Here is a 19,597-nt window from a genome sequence, read left to right as displayed (position 1 = left end):
AGTTTCTAAAACTCATTACCAAACTTACGCATAAAACAGATGAAAACAATCGTAAACGTCCCTACTAAGCAAAGCCTGATTCGGGAAACAAGAGATTATTTAATGATCGCCCTCGGATTAATTCTTTATGGTATAGGCTGGACAGTATTTCTGTTGCCCAATGACATCACCACCGGAGGAGTGCCGGGTATCGCCTCCATAGTCTATTTCGCCACCGGCTTCCCTGTGCAGTACACTTATTTCAGTATCAACCTCATCCTGTTACTACTTTCCATCCGCATCCTGGGCTGGAAGTTCAGTATCAAAACGGTGTTTGCCGTATTCACCCTGACATTCTTCCTTTCCATCATTCAGAGACTGGCAAGCGGCGTGGTCTTACTGCACGATCAGCCTTTTATGGCGTGCGTCATCGGTGCATCCCTCTGCGGAGGCGGCATAGGCATCGCCTTTTCTTCCAACGGTAGCACAGGCGGAACGGATATCATTGCCGCCATCATCAACAAATACCGGGATATCACATTAGGCCGTGTAATGCTGATCTGTGACCTGATTATCATTTCTTCCAGTTACTTTGTGTTGAAAGATTGGGAGAAGGTGGTTTACGGTTATGTAACCCTGTACATTTGCAGTTTTGTTCTGGATCAGGTAGTGAACAGTGCCCGGCAATCCGTACAGTTCTTTATCATCAGTGAGAAATATGATGAAATAGCCCGGCACATCAATGTATATCCACACCGGGGCGCCACCGTCATTAATGCTTCCGGATTTTATAGCGGTAAGGAACAAAAGATGTTGTTCGTACTTGCCAAGAAGCGCGAATCAACAATTATTTTCCGATTGATAAAGGATATAGATCCAAACGCATTTGTATCACAAAGTGCGGTAATCGGGGTATATGGAGAAGGGTTCGACAGAATAAAGGTGAAGTAGCTACGAGCTACAAGTGACAAGTAGCTGCGCTGTGTTTTGCTATCGCACTTTGAAACTACTTGTCACTTGTAGCTCGTAACTCGTAGCTATTCCCCTTCCAAATATACACTACAGGGCGGCGGAGATACGGTTTCAGTTTCTCTGCCGCTTCTTTATCCATATAGTCAGTAGTTGTAAAAGTAAAGGTCAGTGTATTGTCCTTTGCAGAAAGATCGGCTTTCATCAGCAACATATCTGCCTGTTCGCCGGCATCTCTCACTTCATAATCCATCACCGTATCGGGTAATGACAGGAAATCTTTCATTACAGGAGGCGTGAGGAAAGAAGAAGCGGGCAATTCTTCCCAACCGGTGGTATAGAAATGGACATCACTATCACAAGCAGGGGCACAAGCTGTAGATACGGTACAGATTACTTTCGTGCTGTCGCTCGTAGCCAGCAGTTTCATTTGCCAGGAGCTTTGCGGTGTCATCTGGATACGGATATAGTCGGGAGCAAGCTCCGTCATTTCCGATTTGCCGCCAAAACGGTTGGTTACTTCCGCTTTCATCTTACTTTCAAGGAAGTCGATACAGTCGGCACGGTTCACGGCAGTAAGCAACGGACTGAGGCTATCGGGCATATTTTTGAAAAAGGTTTTAGCTTCCTGGGCTTGCAGAGAACACGTCCAGGCACAAGCCAAACACAAAAACATAGTCAATTTCTTCATCATATTATTTTTCTGTTATTCCTATTTTGTATTTTATTACTTCAACACAATCTTCAGAGCCAGGAGCATATCTCTTCAAGAAAACGTGCATCTGTTTCGTCAAAGGTATTCAGGCTTTCACTATCTATATCGAGCACACCCCACACCTCGCCATTCTCACGAATCAACGGAACAACGATCTCCGAGCGCGACAACGAACTGCAAGCTATATGTCCGGGGAATGCATCTACATCGGGCACCACCAACGTCTCCGCCTTAGCCCATGCCGTGCCGCAAACACCCCGTTCTTTCCGGATACGTGTGCAGGCTATCGGTCCCTGAAAAGGGCCCAATACCAGTTCTTCTTCTTTCACCAGATAGAATCCCACCCAAAAGAAACCGAAAGTCTCTTTCAGCGCAGCCGAAACATTCGCCAGATTGGCTATAAGGTCATTTTCACCTTCAATCAGGCTCTTTATCTGGGGAAGCAAAGTCTGATACTTTTCAGCCTTGCTGCCATTGCTGATACATAAATCTTCTGCCATATATTCTATCTTGAGATTTATTTACTTCCCAAATATAAGAAGAACATTCCAATCAATACCAAAATGAGGTCGACAGCCTTGCTTTTTAAATTCTTTTCACGGAAGAAGAGCGCTCCGAAAAGGAAGGAAACCACTACACTGCCACGGCGAACCATTGAGACTATGGAAATCATGGAGTCTTCATAACTCAGGGCATAAAAGTAGGCAAAGTCGGCGGCACTGAGGAAGATGGATATCAGGATGATGGTCCAGTCCCAACGGAAAGGGGTACTTTCTTTTCGCTTGGGATACCACAGCAAAAGGATGATGGGACACATTATAAATACCTGATAAACATTATACCACGATTGCACCGCCATAGGGTTGAATTGCTTCATCAGATACTTGTCATAAAGTCCACTGATAGCTCCGGTGATGGCAGCCAGCACGATGAAGTAAATCCATTTGTTATGCTTAAAGTCAATGCCTTCCTTCTTGCCGGAACGGCTCAACATAAAGAAAGAAAGTATGGCAAGCATAACTCCGATCCATTGATACAGGTTCAGACGTTCACCGAATATCAGCATGGCACCCACCAGCACCATTACAGGGCGGGTAGCATTAATTGGACCGACAATCGTCAACGGCAAATGCTTCATGCCAAAGTAACCGAATATCCAGGAAGACAGAACTATGAACGACTTGACAATGATAAACTTATGTACCTCCCAACCTACAACAGGTACTTCAAACATAGTTCCGTTCAAAGCAGGAGTAAAAGCGGAAATCAGTATGAAAGGAAGAAATATCAGGCTGGAGAATACCGTATTCAGAAACAGAACGGGAAGCACAGCATTATCGCGCAATGATTTCTTCTTAAATGCATCATAAAAGCCTAGCAAGGCAGCTGAGAGAAAGGCGAGTAATAACCACATGGTTCTTAGTTAATTAATTGTTAGTTATTCAGTTATTATCTGCGATGAATAATTCCTCGGGATATGTGACATCTACCAGAAACAGAGCATTGCCCGGAACGGAAGTGCCAGCCTTGCAACGGTCTTTCTGTTCAATGACACGCCGGAAGCCTTCAACGGTGAGCTTGCCACGGCCTACTTCGAGCAGAGTGCCGACAACTGCACGAACCATATTGCGCAGGAAACGGTCCGCCTGAATGGTGAACACCCAGGTTACATCATCTATCTGAGTCCAGGCGGCATGCATGATGCGGCAGTTGTTTGTTTTTACGTCCGTATGCAGTTTGCTGAAACTGGTGAAGTCCGTATAATTAAACAAACTACGGGCCGCTTCGTTCATTCGTTCGAAATCGGGTGTCTGGAAAAGACGACAACGGTATTGACGATTAAAGGGAGACTTTGCCGTAGTCACGTAGTATTTATACATGCGTGCCGTTGCATCAAAGCGGGCATGCGCATCGGACTTCACTGCACGGAGGCGGTAAACAGAAATATCGGGCGGCAAAAGGCGGTTTAGTTTGTCGGTAAAGAAAGCCGTATCAAGCGGTTCGTCACTATCAAAGTGGGCTACCATCAGGGAAGCATGCACACCGGCATCGGTACGTCCGGCACCGATAACCTCTACTTCACGGCGCATCAATGTGGCAAGTGCACGCATCAGACACTCTTGTACACTGTCTCCGTTGGGTTGTATCTGCCAGCCGTGGTAGGCGGTTCCGTCATAAGCTAAATAAATAAAATACCGTTGCATACTCTTTTGCTTTCATTTTCCGGGCGCAAAGGTACAAAAATAAGGCTATAAGGAAGAACTCTCTTTTCTTTTTCCTACTTTTGTGCCCACATAAAAACATTTTCAAGCAATATGCAACAGGTATACAATAAACTTCCGCTCTTATTTTTAGCAATAATCATCACCAGCACTTCCCTTGCCGGATGCAAAAAGAAAGATATGTCCCTCAAACTGAACGAACCGCGAAACATTAAAGGAGTAATCAGTTACAGACGAACCTTCGGCGACTTGAATGAAGCGCATCTGAATGTCGCACAAGCCATAGGCATTACGCCAATTGCCTCCCGCAAAGAGGCCGAACACATGAAGGAAAAACTTCAGCACATCGAAACGAATGATTTATATGTAGTAGACTCGCTGACACATTCCATCCCATATCTCATTAAAGGTGCAGCACAACTACTGGATACCATCGGTACCAATTTCCTTGACTCGCTGACCGCCAAAGGACTAAACCCCAATAAAATAATCGTAACCTCTGTACTCCGCACCGAAGATGACGTAAAACGCCTGCGTCGCCGCAATGGCAATGCCTCGGCAAACTCTGCGCATTTCTACGGAACTACATTCGATGTCAGTTGGAAGCGCTTCAAGAAAGTGGAAGATGAAGATGGACGCCCGCTACAGGATGTCAGTTCAGATACATTGAAACTCGTACTCTCCGAAGTATTGCGCGACTTGCGGAAAGCGGATAAATGCTATATAAAGTATGAGTTGAAGCAAGGATGCTTCCATATTACAACGAGAGGAAAATAACAAATTAAGTATTAGGTATTAAGTATGCAGTATATAAGACTGTACCATAACACTGCATACTTAATACCTAATACTTAATACTTAAAACCTGATATCTTGTCTTTTCATTCTTCCATCATCCTCCACGCCAACGGCAGACACGTCACGATATCCCCGGCTGTCATTCCTATCGCCCCATACTTCTTGCAAGCGATATCTCCGGCAAGCCCGTGAACATACATCGCCAGACAAGCTGCATCTTCCGAAGCATACCCTTGTGCCAACAAAGCCAGCACTGCACCCGTCAATACATCTCCACTGCCGCCTGTTGCCATACCCGGATTACCTGTAGTATTAAAATAACACTTCCCTTGCGGAGTAATAACCACAGAATAAGCACCTTTCAAGATGATATATGTTCCTGATGTTCTCGCCAACTCACGTGCTTTCGTTAAGCGTTCATAAGAGTCCTGACACTTTCCTACCAACCGTTCCAGCTCTTTCGGATGCGGTGTCAGAATACTCCCCTTCGGTAAACGTCCGATATAATTGCGATGCCCTGCCAGTACATTCAAAGCATCAGCATCCACTACCATAGGAGATAAACAGCTGTCTATCTGTTCCAATACCGCACCCTCTGTCTCTTCCGCCTTTCCCAGACCCGGACCGATGCCCACTGCCTGATAATCATCCGTATCCGTAGGACAGGCAAAACAGGTATCACTAGGGTCCAGCTCCGTCATAGCCTCCGGCACAGAAGTCTGCACAATCATATTGTTACAATAAGGCACATGCATCGTCAGCAATCCTACTCCGGAACGCAGGCAGGCTCTTGCGGCAAGTATGGAAGCTCCCGCCATTCCTTGCGAACCGGCAATAAGCAGGGCGCGTCCGAAGTCTCCTTTATGGGCAAACTTATTTCTCGGTTTCAACAAATCCTGCATATCCTCAGCTTCCAGCAGACTATAATCAGTCCCCATCGCCTCTATCGCATCTTCACTCAGACCGATATCCAGCAATTCCCACTCACCCACGAACTCCTGATTCTCAGCAAAGAGAAAAGCCAGCTTCGGCAATTGCAGACTCAGCGTTACATCCGCACGGACAATATTAGCTTTGATATTGAAGGTATTCTCCTCCCCCATCAATCCCGAAGGAACATCAATAGCCACGATCTGTGCTGACGAAGCATTGATATACTTCACCACAGCAGCAAAGCCACCACTCAGCGGCTTGTTCAATCCACTACCGAACAGTCCGTCGATAACCACATGGTCAACCGTCAACACGGGCGGGACAAATTGTGATGTCACTTCATGGAAATCCACATTCTCCACATCCGCAAGTCGTTCTTTATTCGTCTCACAATCGGGAGAAAGCTCTCCCTTGGTATTAAACAAATAAACCGAGACTTTATAGCCTTTCTTTGCTAGCAAACGGGAAACGGCCAATGCATCCCCCCCGTTATTGCCCGGTCCGGCAAATACCGTAAAAGGTGTTTCTGCGTCCCAACGTCCGGCAATGGCTTTTGCCAATGCCTGCGAGGCACGTTCCATCAGGTCGATGGAAGCAATCGGTTCATTCTCTATGGTGTAAGCATCCAACTCTTTGATGCTTTGGGTAGGAAATATTTTCATTCTGTTTGTTTTATAAAAGAAGTTCAGAAAGTACTAACATGCACAGGTTGATAACACTGTTTATAGAACAAAGATAGATTATTTATTAGAGATAAGCAAGAAAAAAAAGTATACCTCTTCTCCACCTAACCAACTTCGCATCTTCTTCGCTTCTATACAGAAGTTGGATTAGCGAAGTTGGCAAGAGGAGGATACGAAGAGGGTACGATGAAGGTAAGAAGCGGGTAATATTGTTTTATTTATCTGATTTTGCATGTACGCAAATACTGCATTGGCGTATCACCGGTATATTTCTTGAAATCCTTGATGAAATGGTTCGTATCGCTATAACCGCTTTCCGCAGTAATACCAGCTAAGTCTTTCTGCACCAGAAAAGCGGTATAAGCATTGATGAACCGTTGCAAAGAGGAATATTGTTTGGGCGTCATGCCCATAGCCTCAGAAAAATTCCGTTCCAGCCATTTGTAGTTGACGCCTAAGTACGACTTCAATTCATCGATAGACAACGTTCCTTTATGCTGCCTGATATAATGAATGGCCTCATCCAACAACCTATTGGAGTTTTCCTCCGCTGATATTACGCCCCGAAGGTAGGTTTCTATCAGTTGTATCTTCTCTCCTGCCCTGGCACATTGTTGCATATCCTTCAGCAGGGCATCCATATCACCCAATACGGATTCTAAATTCCAGAACGGGCGGGTATTAAAATGTCTGGCATTCAGAGCTAATAATCGGTAGAAAGATGCAGGCTTAAACCGCACTATCAACAAATAAGGCACTTGTCCGAAAAGACGTATGGACATCCGGGCAAAAGACCTTGTACTGAACCAGCCGGAGTTAAAACTTGAAATAACATGATTATATTCTAATTCCACGCTGTCCTCCGCCATCGGCAGAAATGCCAACATAGGTGTTCCGTCATTATATGCCAAGGTATCCGACAGGGCACAACAAGGAAAGACATAGAAGCTGTCAATATACTCCTGCAAATCTTCTGAGGGGACAATGACTTCTATCTTTTTTACAGAGACAAAAGACTGTGATATGATATGTTCCAATAAACTTATCGGCATGCATGCAAAAGTACATAAATATTGCATGTCCCGAAACAGGCTGGCTAAAATTTATCATAAAGACTGATAGAGACAGACAATCTTAATCTTTTATAATAATTTTAGGAAACCACCCGCCATACGTGAATAACTCAATAGACATCACAACCTAAATTATTTCAAGTTCCAAATGTATTTTTTGCATTTTAAGATTCTAAATAGCACATTAAACAATATAAATTAGTAGATTTGTTTTCTTAATAGAAAATAGCATATTAGTAGAAACCTGAAGAGATATAGGTGTGATAAAGGCGACTATCTTATATGTAAAGTTTTAGCTGAATATACTATGAAACATATTAGTAAAGTTATCTTAGTACTATTGTGTATTTTGCTGTCCTATCCATTTTATGGAATGGCACAAAACATAAAGTCTTTTGATTTTAAAGGAAACTTTTTCTATAATACAATTACTTCTATTGAACAAGATACATTAGGCTTTATGTGGTTAGGTTTGGATAACGGCGTTTTTCTTTTTGATGGTTATTCTCTTCAGCCATTAATTCATTCAATGATAAGCGACCGTTATGTTAATTTCTTAAGCCACAGAAAAACAACATTGTATATAGGAACCAATGAAGGACTTTATGCCTACAACTATATAAATAACCAATGTGACCTTTGTTCTCCATTGTTGAAATCCAAAAATATTATAGCTTATCAGTGTAACAGCGATTATCAAGTTGTAGCTACAGACAGAGAGGTTTTCCTCTTTGACTATAACTGGAATTTCATCCACAAAATAACCATATATAAGGAATCACTGAATAATCATATTACCTCTATGGTGATTTATAGAAATCAAGAAGTCTTATTGGGCACGGAATCCGGTTTGGTGATCATTCATATTGAAAATGACGGTAAAACGAAGACCAACACTTTATATAGTGGAGACAAAATTGTTCAATTATTTATTGATAGCCGTAATAAACTATGGATATGCCGTGGCGAAGAAATATTATATAGTAACATAGATACTTTGGATTCTGTGGGAATATCAGGATTTAAGCATATTGCCTATAATCATGAAGTTATCTCCTTCTTCGAATACGCAAATCAAGTGTGGGTGGGAACCAGGGGATATGGTATTTCCATATACGAATATGACCATAGCGGAAAGGCAGTCTTGAAAAATAAATTATTAATAGATAAATCAGGAGATAGCGAACTGAAAAACACTATTAATAAAATTTATAAAGACAAGAAATCCAGAATTTGGATATGTACATTAGAGGGAGTATATTTATACAATGATGAGTCCTCCAACTTTCATGCCATCAAGCATAGTAAAAATGGAAAGAATGTTCCATCCAGCAATATTATTTCTTCCATATACTGTGACGATGATTATTTATGGTTGGCCACATCCAATGGAATTAATAAAATAAAATGGAACAATAAAAATGACTATACTATTACGCAATATGTTGACCGGAGAAATACAAATGACATAATGGCTGGCAACAAAATACAGTGCATCACCAAATTCAAAGATCAAACCTTCTTGATCAGCACAAAAAACGCAATCAAATTTTTCGATTCGGGAAGATGCCTTTTTTATGACGATCAATCACTGAATGTTGCATTAGAGCAATATGGAATGCGATATGTACGTTCCATATTTAAGGACTATTACAATAATATCTGGTTAGCATTCTCCGAAGGTGGGGTTGGTAGCATCAATGCTTCAACCGGCAAATTCACCAGATTAGACTATCCAGAAAAGGTGAAAGGCAAACACAGAGCCATTTGTAGGGACAGCAATGGAAACATTTGGCTTTCATCAGACAATGATGGGTTATATCGCCTACAACTGGACGATGATTTGAAAGTTATAAGTACGAAATTATACCCTAGAAATATGTTTGGTGGATCGTGGATAACGGCAATATATATAGACCATCAAAAAAGAATATGGGCCGGAACAGCAAACGGATTATATAGATACAACATTGAGCAAGATAAGTTTACCAGATTAGAATTCCCATATTCAAGAAAGAGTTCCTATATTGGGGCTATTATACAGGATAATATGGAGAATGTATGGGCGGTTAGTTTACACGGTATTTATAAGATCAATCTAGAAGATTTGATTGTGTATTATGAATTGAATGTAAATCAAGATATTGTAAAGACATGGTATATTTTGGGAACATGCGTCAACCGCAATGGAGAAATATTCATAGGAGGAGTAAATGGACTCAACTTTTTTAATCCTACTCAATTGACACCAGACACTTATCCGCATAATGTCTATATATCCGGCATAAAACTTCTGAATAAAGAGAATTTTTCCGATGAGAAGAAAAATCGCTTGCACGAGATTAATAATTCGGGCAAGTTAGTGCTATCGTATAAAGATACTCAATTTTCCTTGTCTTTCAGCTCTCTCTATTATAAAGATCCGCTAAAAATAGAGTATGCCTATATGTTAGAGGACTTTGATAAAGACTGGATTATTACAGACGCATCAAGAAATAACGCTTCTTATTCCAATTTAACTCCCGGCACATACACTTTTAAAGTAAAATCAACTAATGCTTCGGGTATCTGGATGGACAATATACGGACTATTGAGATTGTGGTAGAAAAGGCACCATGGAGAACTTGGTGGGCCTACTCCTTATATGTAACCATAGTTGCAGGCATTTTACTATTAGTTGTCCGAAACTTTAATTTAGGTTCTAAATTGCGACACAAGGATGCATTGTCTAAGTGGAAATTAGACTATTACACTCGTTTGTCATATGGTTTTAAGGTACCCTTAACTCTGATTTATGCGCCTCTGCAATATTTACTGAAAAATTATGACCAGTTGACACATACAGATGTTAAGCGTATGCTACATACGATGTCAGGCAATGTATTCAAATTGTCGGAACAAGTATCGAAGTTGATGGAGTTCAAAAAAGTATCCTTGGGGGAATATGATGTACAGTTATCAAAAGTGGATATTATTCCTGTTATCCAAGGAATTTGCAATTTATTTCTAGATGAGTTTGCCGCCAAACATATAACTTATTCAATAGAAGGAAACGTGACTTCTGTTACAACTATCATAGACATAACTAAGATAGAAGTAGCTCTATATAATATTATGGAAGATGCTATTTCCTATATAATAGATAATGGTAGGGTTGAGGTGAAATATATGCTTGACTCCCATGATTACAGGCTGAACGTAAGTATTATTGCATCGCGAAGTGGAGAAGGAGAGTCTAATGTACAAGAGTTAAACACTCGCTTTTTAATTGCATACGATTATCTAAAAGTGCATCATAGCGAACTATCCATACGTAATATCGAAGGAAACCGGATGAGGGAATATACTTTCGACTTGCTATTAGGCGATTCTCATTACAGTGCAAGAGAAATGAAAACATTGGATAAAGCACAATCTGTATCGCTGTTATTACCTGTAACTGTTCAAAAAGATAGAACTGTGGATGAATTGAATATTGATTCGGATAAAACTTTGCCAGTGATTTATCTGTATGAGGGAGACAAAGACATAGACCTCTTCATTAAATCTGTTTTCCAAAATAAGTTTAACGTATCACTAAACACAGCTGCTACCGACATAAAGCACATGCTCGACAAAATACCTTCTCTAGTTATCTTTGATGTGGTGAAAGAAGACGACTATAAATTTGAGTTATGTCGCAAAATGAAAGAATACCAGATATTATCAGCAATACCCGTCATTTTCATGTCCTCACTTTCCTCTGAAATAACGGAGCAGAAGGTATATGAAGCAGGGGCTGATGTGTTTATTGCAAAACCGTTCAATGTAGCTAGCCTGGATGCAAGAATAAGACAGCTACTTGATGTACGTACGGCAATCAAAGAGAACATTCGGAAAGAGTTGATTATAGACCCTAAAGAAGTACTTATCACATCAGATGACGACAAATTCGTTGCTAATATCATCAACGTTATAGAAGATAACATAGCAGATATTGAGTTTAATATTGATAAATTGGCTAGTTTATTAAATATAAGCCGTTCTACCTTATATCGAAGAGCTATGGAAATCACAAATTTGTCACCAAGTGATTTAATCAGAAAAAGACGCATGCGACGGGCCGCAGAGCTGTTAAAACAAACTTCTCATCCTGTCTCAGAAATATGTTATATGGTTGGATATTCAGATCAACGCTATTTCGGACAAAGCTTTAAGAAAGAGTTTGGTATGACTCCGAAACAATATTCTATTCAGAAAAAGGTATAGGAACAGAATTACCAGTTTGACATCCGCAGATATTCTTCAGATATAGCAATTATTTGCTATTATAAATCTGTGTCATCTGCGGATGAAATATCATATAGATACTCTTTTATTTTCTTTTTTACAAGAAAAACTCTTATTGCGGAAAGTCTTTTTCAAAATCAGAAATATTAATCCAATCTGCCGGTACTCGTTCTCCGTTCCTTATCCTGTGCCAAAAGTCATGGGCTTCGCTGGTGTCCGGATATTTATCAAAGATATCCCCCTTATTATACATTCGCGGATCTTTTTGATCCAATAATCGTCTGGTCATTTCTTCTTCCATTCTATCTTTTATGCAAGCATATTCCTTCTTTTGAATCAAATTGACCATGCAATTAGGATCCTTTTTTATATTATATAATTCCTCCGCTTCCCGTTTCCCAAAAGACAGTTGCCATAAATATTTTGTTTTGGGATTATGACGGGCTTTCAGAATCTCAGTTTTAGTAGGGCTACCGTCCACATTCATATAACCTGTTTCAGGATCACCTGCAGGCCAGCGTTCAGGTTTAAAGTTTTTAAGGTAAAGGAAGTCTCCTCTGATCAACCCACGGATAGGATATCCCTGATCATTGGGGCGACCTACATCATGCCGTTCTTTACCGATCATTACGTAATTGCGGTCTATCCCTGTGTTTTCATCTTTCAGCAAGTCAACAAAGTCTCTTCCAGTGATAGCTTGCATCCCTGATTGCATCTCACTTATACCTGCTATTTTCAAAATAGTAGGTGCCAAATCTATGACACTGATGTATTCATTAATCTGTCTTCCCGGATGTCTTATCCCATTCTTCCACATGACTGCCATTGGGATGTGATTGGAGTTATAATACTCCTGTCCTTTACAACGTGGAAAAGGCATATTATGATCAGAAGTAACAATTATAACAGTGTTGTCAAGTTCGCCTATTTCCTCTAAAGACTGAAGTATCAGACCTAAATGTTTATCAAAATGCTCTACTTCCACTGCATAATCCAGCATATCTCTTCTCACAATCTCATTGTCTGGCCAATAGGATGGTACAGAATCAATATCATTGATATTCTTTCCAAAGCGCTTAGAAGATTCATATTCATAGCCACGGTGCGGTTCAAGTGCTCCATACCAAAAACAAAATGGCTTAGACTTGTCCCAACTCTTTAGAAAATCGTTAAAATTGGCTGCATAATCACAATCAGAAATCCCCGTAGTTGGAGGCGTAAGTTTACGTTTGTTCCATACCTGCCCGGTAAGATTTCGGTTCTCACCTCTTGAATTGACAGCATATCCAGGTCCCCAACCCTTTCCCGTGCAGCCTACATAATATCCATTATCAGCTAAAGCTTCCGGATAGGATTTAAATTTCTCAGGAAAGTTCGGCCAATGATTACAGGCTTCTTCCAACTGCCATGAATTTCTACCTGTAATCATAGCAGCACGTGAGGGTGCGGATTTGGCATTACATGTATACATATTATTAAATAAAAGCCCATTACGAGCTACAGTATCAAATGCAGGTGTATTTATCCATGGAACCCCATAAGCACTCATATGACCTGCATCATCAGCTACACAAAATAAAATATTGACCTTAGGCGCAGTCTGTGCCGTCGCAATTGATACTTGTGTAATAGTTGCAACGCCCAGTAAAGAAAGTATATGAATATTCATTGTGAGATACTTAAAAGTTAATGTTTTTATAGAATTCATTTATTACATACCATGCTTTTTTGCGATATCCTTGATCTGAGATTAACCCTTTTCGATTCCAACCATTTTGATTGAGCGGGTGAAAACGATAGGGAGAACGAAAATCAAACAAAATCCAAGGGGCTATACCTGTCAAATTAGGAATAGAGATAAACATTTCTAAATTGTCCTTATACAGCTGTTCCTGATATTCTTCACTCCAAGAACTCGCTACTGTAGCATCTCCAGACTGGCCATATAATGCTTCTCCGCCAAATTCGGAAATAAAAAGCGGTTTATCAGGACAGATATTCCAGCTAATTTCAGATGGCTTAATTGGCCACGGATGATACCACCCCATGTATTTATTGATAGATATAACGTCCAGATATTCTGTAAGTGTATCCTCCAACTCAAATGTTTGGGTATCACCATTCCACTTCACCTTATCAAAAGCAGCAGTAAGTAAACGGGTGGTATCTATCTTTTGACAATTATTTATAATTTCTTTTAGAAAACTGTTGCGCGACTTGGAGGGACTGGTTTCATTAGCAATTCCCCAAAATGTCAAAGCACATCTGTTTCTATCTCTCATTATCATTTCAGAATGCATAGTCAATGCTTTCTGCAGAGTTACTTTACTAGTGAAATCTATATTTTGCCAAAGTGGTATTTCTTCCCAAAGCATGAAACCCATTTTTTCAGCCAATCTTACGATGTACTCATTTTGAGGATAATGTGCCAGTCGTATCAAATTAGCTCCCAATGCCTTTGCTTCGGATAACAGAGCTACTGCGTCTTGCTGAGAGAAAGCTCTACCTTGTCTTTGAGCTATTTCTTCATGAAAACTGATACCCTTCATAAAAACAGGACTACCATTCAGATAAATTTGTTTCCCTTTGACATAAAGATTTCTAAATCCGAGTTCCTCTTTAATAGTATCGTTGCGAGTAGCCAGTTGAACCAGATATAGCTGAGGCGTTTGCGGTGACCAACGTTGTAACTGCTTAACTTTTATGGAGGCCTGCGCCATACCTGTGCTATCTGTGCTCAACTGTCGAAGTACATTTAAAGCGGGAATAGTAATTCGGATATTTTCATTTACACGCTTTTCAGAAAGTTGTACTTTGACATGAACCAGATCCGGCTTATATTTGTCTAACTGTATAAAATAATGGTCAATATAGAGTTGGGGAGTTTTCACAATCATAACATCCCGAGTTATGCCACCATAGTTCCACCAGTCATAGAGTAAAGCAGGTATCGCATCTTTATTTCTATAGTTATTAACCTCCAATACAAGAAAATTGTCTCCAGAAACAATGCGGTCTGTTATATTTATCTGAAATGGAGTAAATCCTCCTTCATGTCCCCCCACTTTGGTTCCATTCAGATATACAGTGCATTGGTAATTTACTGCCCCGAAATATAGAAATACATTTTCGTCAGAACTCCTTTTTATACTGAAATGCCTTGCGTACCATACTGTACCTTCATAATATTTTAATTCCGGATATTGAGAATTCCAGTCACCCGGCACATTAAGCCGTACTCCTCCTTCAAAAGCATATTCTTTGAAATCGGACTTACTTTTTAAAGGTTTATCCTTATAGATGGAGTCTTTATGCCCATGCAGATAAGGGTCTATGATTACATCCCATTTCCCATTTAATAGTACACATTTCCGTCCATATACGTTTGTCATAGCAAATTGGGCGCGTGCAATCTGTACTTGATTGCAGCAGACCCATAATAGTAAAAACAAATAAACCAATTTCTTTTTCATGGTAGTTGTTAAGTGTTGTTTATAAATAAAATGCAGGTTAGATTGCCTTAACCGTCCTAACCCGCATTCTTATATAATTGGCCGAAATACCTATTGCAACAGTTTCTTATATCTGAGTAACGCTTCTACATAATAATAATCGGCATACGTAAGTGGAGCATCAACTTCACTGTTTCGGGGTTTATTTCCCACTGAATGCTTAAGAATAAACCCGCCATTTGTCCGGGGATCCGCCAGGTACTCGTCTGACGAGAGTGTTCTCAGTTGTTGAGCGGCTACAGACTGATATTCTTTAGAAAGCTTATCATCATTGACATATTGCCCCAACTCTAACAGAGCGGATGCTATGATAGCCCCAGCAGAAGCATCCCGTGGTTCGTCCGGAATATTAGGTGCATCAAAATCCCAATAAGGTATCTTGTCTTCCGGAAGGTTTGGGTGGTGCAAGATAAACTTCGCAATGTTAATGGCTTGCTGAAGATATTTTTCGTTCTGGGTTTCTCTATACATCATTGTATAGCCATACAATCCCCACGCTTGTCCACGTGCCCATGCCGAAGTACTTGAATATCCTTGATGGGTATCCATTTTGAGCGCTTTATTAGTTATGGTATCATAATCTACAACATGGCATGAACTATAATCCAGGCGAAAATGATTTGTTATAGTTACCGTAGCATGGCTGTTTGCAATTTTATCAAACAATGAGTCCTGTGATAATTTATATGCATTTTCTAATAGTTCCAAATTCATTAAATTGTCAATAATTACAGGATACATCCATTTAGGCTTATTATCCCACGAACGAATAACTCCTATATTTTCGTTATAGCGTGTTGCTAATGACCGGGCACTTTGTAACAGAATTTTCTTATAGTTTTCATTTCCTGTTATTTTATAACCATTTCCAAAACTACAGTTCATCATAAAACCTAAATCATGCGTATCTAAAGCATATTGCTCCTTTTCAATACGCATCGTATAGCTTTCGGCATATTTTTTCAGCGTTTCATTCCCAGTAGCTTCATAAAGCATCCATAAAGTTCCTGGAAAAAAACCACTACACCACCAATGCGTATCTGACGTAACAAGAGTTCCATCTTTCTCTGTGGTCTTTGGAAGCCTGTCAGGCTGATCCATCAGACTGGCAGCCATAAATTCAGACTGTTCAATGCTACGTTTTAATCCTTTTTCTATCACAGAACTCATCATATCATTACTATTATTACTGCATGATGGTAAGAGGAGTCCCATTACTAGTCCTGCCAAAATCAATGTCTTTTTCTTCATATAATTTTATTATTAGTTATTTTTCCAATCAGTTAACGGCATTATTTCTTTGCTGGAATCGAAATTACCTTCCGGTATGAGTTTAACTTGTAATACTTCTGTTGTATTGGGCCGCAGTTCAGCTTCAAACCCAACGAACATCACACCCGGATTTTTGGCATCCCAACTGTTGGGTGATGTCGCACTCCAAGTTTTCATTCTGACCTTTGCCGGAGATTCCACCTCCAATAACAGTTTTTCTCCATTCTGGGATAGCTGTATTGTATGTTCTCCTATAATAGCAGGTTGAGCTTCCGTCACCATATTCCAGCGAATAACAGTGGGCTGTCCCAATGTCTTTACTTCATCCCTAACAACGGCATAGTGAGAATCAATGATAGCTACTCCTCTTTTTACTTCCTTTGCTTGACCTTCGTATATCTTTGTAAGGTCTGCAATAGCATACATGTAGTTTTCATTATCCAAAAAGTCTGTAATCGTTGCATAGCCATTCACATTTTGATATTTATTGTCAAAAGAAAGTGTATTATGAGCCAGGTTATTGTATCTAAACACTTTCCAACGATCAGATTCCTGAGTCTTATTCCACAAATCAATACCTTTGGATTCTAATGAGTTGTAATCCTGAGGACCTAAATCCGTACTCCAGCGAGTATCCTTACTGATAAAGATAAAAGAACCGGCATCCAAATGTGTGTGTCCTGATTGTGCTGTCCCTCCTTTGAGTGCAATGGATAATCCATGTTGATAATCCCAGGTAGTCCGCATAAGGGCAACAGGAGTGGTTGTTTTACTTGATACCCACATTCTTTGAGTAGGTTTAGGCAGATTATCCATAGAAGTAGAAGCGCCCCATATCAAAGCCAATACAGCATATCGATAGGACCTAATACTCTTTTTAGAAGACAGGCTAAACTGGTATTTCTCACTCCAAAGAATATCTTTATCAGCAGTCCTATTAGCAAACCAAAACATAGCAGGACTTACGCGACCAGATGATGAACAATCTCCATAGTTGAAGGATTTGCCATCAGAAAGTAGCATATTCTGGATAAACTTTCCAGTATTCAAGAAACCTGGTTCCTGAGAAAGATTATAATCAGTTCCCATAACATTTTCCAAGGCATCAATTAAGAGGAGGTTGTAAGTCGTCCCATATCCCCAATAGGAATAGCCTTCGGCATACGCACCATCAGGTGCATACACGGACATGGGTAGTTTAACAGACTGGACAGCCCTATTGATCAACTCATCAGCAAGGGTTGGAATTTTATCATAAATAGCCAAGGCACCAAGTGTTATTCCTCCATTACATACCTGATTCCAATTATTATTTCGATAGAGCCAGCTATTATATTGGCTGTCTAATGATGGATTCAAACCTTTGGTTTCTATAGCTTTCTCTATTTTAAGCTTAGTCTGATCACTGATAAAATTGTAAAGCCAGTCATATCCGATAGCCATAGCTGTAGTCATTTCAGCTACATCCAAAAAGTGAGATGGATTCCAATCAACAAAATCTGCGGCATTATCTAATTCACTTTCTGCCCGTTTGGCATATTTCACTTCACCAGTCATTCTGTAGGCATATCCTAAAAGTAACGTCCTGCGCAAACATTCACGCGACACTTCAAGCAATCTTCTGCCAAGAATAACTCTTTGGCAATTAGGCTTGCCAAGAATATTATCGGCCTCTTCTATCATGATGGCATGATATTCCTTCCACACTCCATCTGTTTGTATAGCAGAACGGATGACAGATTCATCTTCTGTTGTCATTATCAGATAGGGATGTACTCTGTCTTTAACCTTCTTACTATCTCCTTCTTGAGCCGATATGCAAGCAGAGTATAACACTGCTAAAAATATAAATAGTATATTCTTCATTTTCTTTTAGTTTTAAAATGATGCTCCAATAGGTCCTTGGGTTGTGGAAGCTGTTGCTGATTTGAAAGAGGTTGAATAATGAAATGTGAATGTCTTTCCTACTTCAATACCTTCTACTCCGTCTTCGTCAACATAAAATGGAAGATCTGCCCATTTGGACATATTACTTCCCATATTCTCAAAAAACTTGTCAATATATTCCATTGGCAAAACAGGCGGATAATCAAAAGTCAGTACTTCCGAGAAATTATCTTTAAAAGTCAGTTTACCTTCCTCTATCAGTTGATAGCCATCGTCAGAGAGTGTAGTACGCTTCAAATTCTGCGGGTATTTGGCAAACAGTCTTTCAAATTCCTCAGAGAAAAATAAGTTGTTATTGCAAACACTCATACTAATATCCTGAGCACGTTCATCTTTCTTTGGTATTGAAATTTGCCAAAACACATCACTCTCGGCACTCGATTTCCACCCTACATTAGCGAAAATATTGTTCTCTATTTCAACTTTGATAGCATAGTTTATTTGTATATGGTGCCCAACATTATAGAATGTACTGTGCTTAATTCCAAAATAGTTTGTGACTACATTGTCAAATCGTACAATATGGGCAGTGTTATTATAAACATAGCAATTATTGATAACAATACTATCTTGCTCGTTTCCACGTGAATCTATCAATCTGCCATTGGCTGGATCACTTGTGAGAGCTAAATTACGAATGGTAGAGTTATTCAGATAAATTTTATTATTGACATTGTCAGTACGAATACAGAAGTTCCTGCAATGGTCAATAAAACAATTGTCAAATTTCAGTCTCACATTTGATTCGTCAATACGAAATAAACGTTGCATGAGATTACCAGTTGCCGCATCTTTACCTATGATATAGATATTCTCAAAAGTGGCGCTACCTTCCAAACGGATCATATCAGCATTTAAAGCTCCTTGCGCGTCACAAATAGGTTGTATGATAGGCATTTTGCCAGAACCATTTTCGGCCTTAATTACAACATTATGTTTGAAGACATTCTTGCCTTCCATATAGTAAACCCCATCACGACGCAATATATATGTTGCATCTCCATTTTCATTAATAGCTTTGGTTAAAGCGTTGACCGACGTAATACCATCGTCCGGTTCTACAATAACTACACTCTCAGGATTACTTGGAGAGATTTCCAAATCATTAATATCGAGTATATCTTCATTCTCGCAGCCAACACACAAGAGTGACAATGCGAAAAGTAATCCTATAGCTCTAGAATATATTTTATATAGTTTCATAACTTTAGTGTTTTAGTGGAA

The 19,597-nt window shown here is 39.9% G+C and carries 14 protein-coding genes; 3 read left to right on the top strand and 11 right to left on the bottom strand.

Annotated elements, in window-relative coordinates; all coding sequences use genetic code 11:
• The first annotated feature begins 39 nt into the window (after positions 1 to 39).
• Positions 40 to 930 (top strand): YitT family protein, encoded by an 891-nt coding sequence (locus K6V21_RS11915; protein WP_007212615.1) that lies wholly within the window; start codon positions 40 to 42, stop codon positions 928 to 930.
• Between the two features lie 55 nt (positions 931 to 985).
• On the opposite strand, the gene K6V21_RS11910 is transcribed toward K6V21_RS11915, so the two are convergent.
• Genes K6V21_RS11910 through truA form a run of 4 tightly spaced genes read right to left on the bottom strand, consistent with a single transcriptional unit; the run spans position 986 to position 3,867 of the window.
• Positions 986 to 1,642: a DUF3256 family protein gene (locus K6V21_RS11910; RefSeq protein ID WP_217714110.1), complete on the bottom strand. Its 657-nt coding sequence runs from the start codon at positions 1,640 to 1,642 to the stop codon at positions 986 to 988.
• Between the two features lie 50 nt (positions 1,643 to 1,692).
• Entirely contained in the window at positions 1,693 to 2,163 is a 471-nt protein-coding gene (locus tag K6V21_RS11905; protein ID WP_044262140.1) for a GAF domain-containing protein, read from the bottom strand.
• A gap of 17 nt (positions 2,164 to 2,180) precedes the next feature.
• Positions 2,181 to 3,077, bottom strand: a complete 897-nt coding sequence (locus tag K6V21_RS11900) for a DMT family transporter (RefSeq protein ID WP_115502595.1) — start codon at positions 3,075 to 3,077, stop codon at positions 2,181 to 2,183.
• Between the two features lie 28 nt (positions 3,078 to 3,105).
• Positions 3,106 to 3,867 carry a tRNA pseudouridine(38-40) synthase TruA gene (truA, locus tag K6V21_RS11895; RefSeq protein ID WP_224321901.1) on the bottom strand — a complete coding sequence of 254 codons (762 nt, stop codon included), beginning with the start codon at positions 3,865 to 3,867 and terminating at the stop codon, positions 3,106 to 3,108.
• A 111-nt stretch (positions 3,868 to 3,978) separates the two neighbouring features.
• On the opposite strand from truA, the gene K6V21_RS11890 reads away from it, so the two are divergent.
• Positions 3,979 to 4,662 (top strand): DUF5715 family protein, encoded by a 684-nt coding sequence (locus K6V21_RS11890; RefSeq protein WP_224321900.1) that lies wholly within the window; start codon positions 3,979 to 3,981, stop codon positions 4,660 to 4,662.
• A 104-nt stretch (positions 4,663 to 4,766) separates the two neighbouring features.
• On the opposite strand, the gene K6V21_RS11885 is transcribed toward K6V21_RS11890, so the two are convergent.
• Both K6V21_RS11885 and K6V21_RS11880 read right to left on the bottom strand, forming a co-directional pair.
• On the bottom strand, positions 4,767 to 6,278 hold the full coding sequence (locus K6V21_RS11885) for an NAD(P)H-hydrate dehydratase (protein WP_224321899.1): 1,512 nt from the start codon (positions 6,276 to 6,278) through the stop codon (positions 4,767 to 4,769).
• A 239-nt stretch (positions 6,279 to 6,517) separates the two neighbouring features.
• Entirely contained in the window at positions 6,518 to 7,336 is an 819-nt protein-coding gene (locus K6V21_RS11880; RefSeq protein WP_224321898.1) for a helix-turn-helix domain-containing protein, read from the bottom strand.
• A gap of 343 nt (positions 7,337 to 7,679) precedes the next feature.
• Between K6V21_RS11880 and K6V21_RS11875 the strand changes: the two genes are divergently transcribed.
• Positions 7,680 to 11,621, top strand: coding sequence for a helix-turn-helix domain-containing protein (locus K6V21_RS11875; protein ID WP_224321897.1), 3,942 nt, complete (start codon positions 7,680 to 7,682; stop codon positions 11,619 to 11,621).
• 133 nt (positions 11,622 to 11,754) lie between these two features.
• Here the strand turns inward: K6V21_RS11875 and K6V21_RS11870 are convergent, their stop codons facing one another.
• From K6V21_RS11870 to K6V21_RS11850, 5 genes are all read right to left on the bottom strand, one after another.
• On the bottom strand, positions 11,755 to 13,311 hold the full coding sequence (locus K6V21_RS11870; RefSeq protein ID WP_224321896.1) for a sulfatase: 1,557 nt from the start codon (positions 13,309 to 13,311) through the stop codon (positions 11,755 to 11,757).
• A gap of 10 nt (positions 13,312 to 13,321) precedes the next feature.
• Positions 13,322 to 15,115 carry a glycoside hydrolase family 2 protein gene (locus K6V21_RS11865; protein ID WP_410490271.1) on the bottom strand — a complete coding sequence of 598 codons (1,794 nt, stop codon included), beginning with the start codon at positions 15,113 to 15,115 and terminating at the stop codon, positions 13,322 to 13,324.
• A gap of 90 nt (positions 15,116 to 15,205) precedes the next feature.
• Positions 15,206 to 16,405 carry a glycoside hydrolase family 88 protein gene (locus K6V21_RS11860; RefSeq protein WP_224321895.1) on the bottom strand — a complete coding sequence of 400 codons (1,200 nt, stop codon included), beginning with the start codon at positions 16,403 to 16,405 and terminating at the stop codon, positions 15,206 to 15,208.
• A gap of 12 nt (positions 16,406 to 16,417) precedes the next feature.
• Positions 16,418 to 18,292: a heparinase II/III family protein gene (locus K6V21_RS11855; protein WP_224321894.1), complete on the bottom strand. Its 1,875-nt coding sequence runs from the start codon at positions 18,290 to 18,292 to the stop codon at positions 16,418 to 16,420.
• A gap of 12 nt (positions 18,293 to 18,304) precedes the next feature.
• Positions 18,305 to 19,576, bottom strand: coding sequence for a DUF4957 domain-containing protein (locus K6V21_RS11850; RefSeq protein ID WP_224321893.1), 1,272 nt, complete (start codon positions 19,574 to 19,576; stop codon positions 18,305 to 18,307).
• Positions 19,577 to 19,597 lie beyond the last annotated feature (21 nt).

The organism is Bacteroides cellulosilyticus (genome assembly GCF_020091405.1).
Taxonomy (GTDB): Bacteria; Bacteroidota; Bacteroidia; order Bacteroidales; family Bacteroidaceae; genus Bacteroides.
Note: the sequence above shows the minus strand (reverse complement) of the source record. Positions and strands in the feature narration are given on the sequence as shown.

Coding starts and splice junctions, on each gene's coding strand:
- K6V21_RS11915 (WP_007212615.1), top strand. CDS start 40: ATGAAAACAATCGTAAACGTCCCTACTAAGCAAAGCCTGATTCGGGAA.
- K6V21_RS11910 (WP_217714110.1), bottom strand. CDS start 1,642: ATGATGAAGAAATTGACTATGTTTTTGTGTTTGGCTTGTGCCTGGACG.
- K6V21_RS11905 (WP_044262140.1), bottom strand. CDS start 2,163: ATGGCAGAAGATTTATGTATCAGCAATGGCAGCAAGGCTGAAAAGTAT.
- K6V21_RS11900 (WP_115502595.1), bottom strand. CDS start 3,077: ATGTGGTTATTACTCGCCTTTCTCTCAGCTGCCTTGCTAGGCTTTTAT.
- truA (WP_224321901.1), bottom strand. CDS start 3,867: ATGCAACGGTATTTTATTTATTTAGCTTATGACGGAACCGCCTACCAC.
- K6V21_RS11890 (WP_224321900.1), top strand. CDS start 3,979: ATGCAACAGGTATACAATAAACTTCCGCTCTTATTTTTAGCAATAATC.
- K6V21_RS11885 (WP_224321899.1), bottom strand. CDS start 6,278: ATGAAAATATTTCCTACCCAAAGCATCAAAGAGTTGGATGCTTACACC.
- K6V21_RS11875 (WP_224321897.1), top strand. CDS start 7,680: ATGAAACATATTAGTAAAGTTATCTTAGTACTATTGTGTATTTTGCTG.
- K6V21_RS11870 (WP_224321896.1), bottom strand. CDS start 13,311: ATGAATATTCATATACTTTCTTTACTGGGCGTTGCAACTATTACACAA.
- K6V21_RS11865 (WP_410490271.1), bottom strand. CDS start 15,115: ATGAAAAAGAAATTGGTTTATTTGTTTTTACTATTATGGGTCTGCTGC.
- K6V21_RS11860 (WP_224321895.1), bottom strand. CDS start 16,405: ATGAAGAAAAAGACATTGATTTTGGCAGGACTAGTAATGGGACTCCTC.
- K6V21_RS11855 (WP_224321894.1), bottom strand. CDS start 18,292: ATGAAGAATATACTATTTATATTTTTAGCAGTGTTATACTCTGCTTGC.
- K6V21_RS11850 (WP_224321893.1), bottom strand. CDS start 19,576: ATGAAACTATATAAAATATATTCTAGAGCTATAGGATTACTTTTCGCA.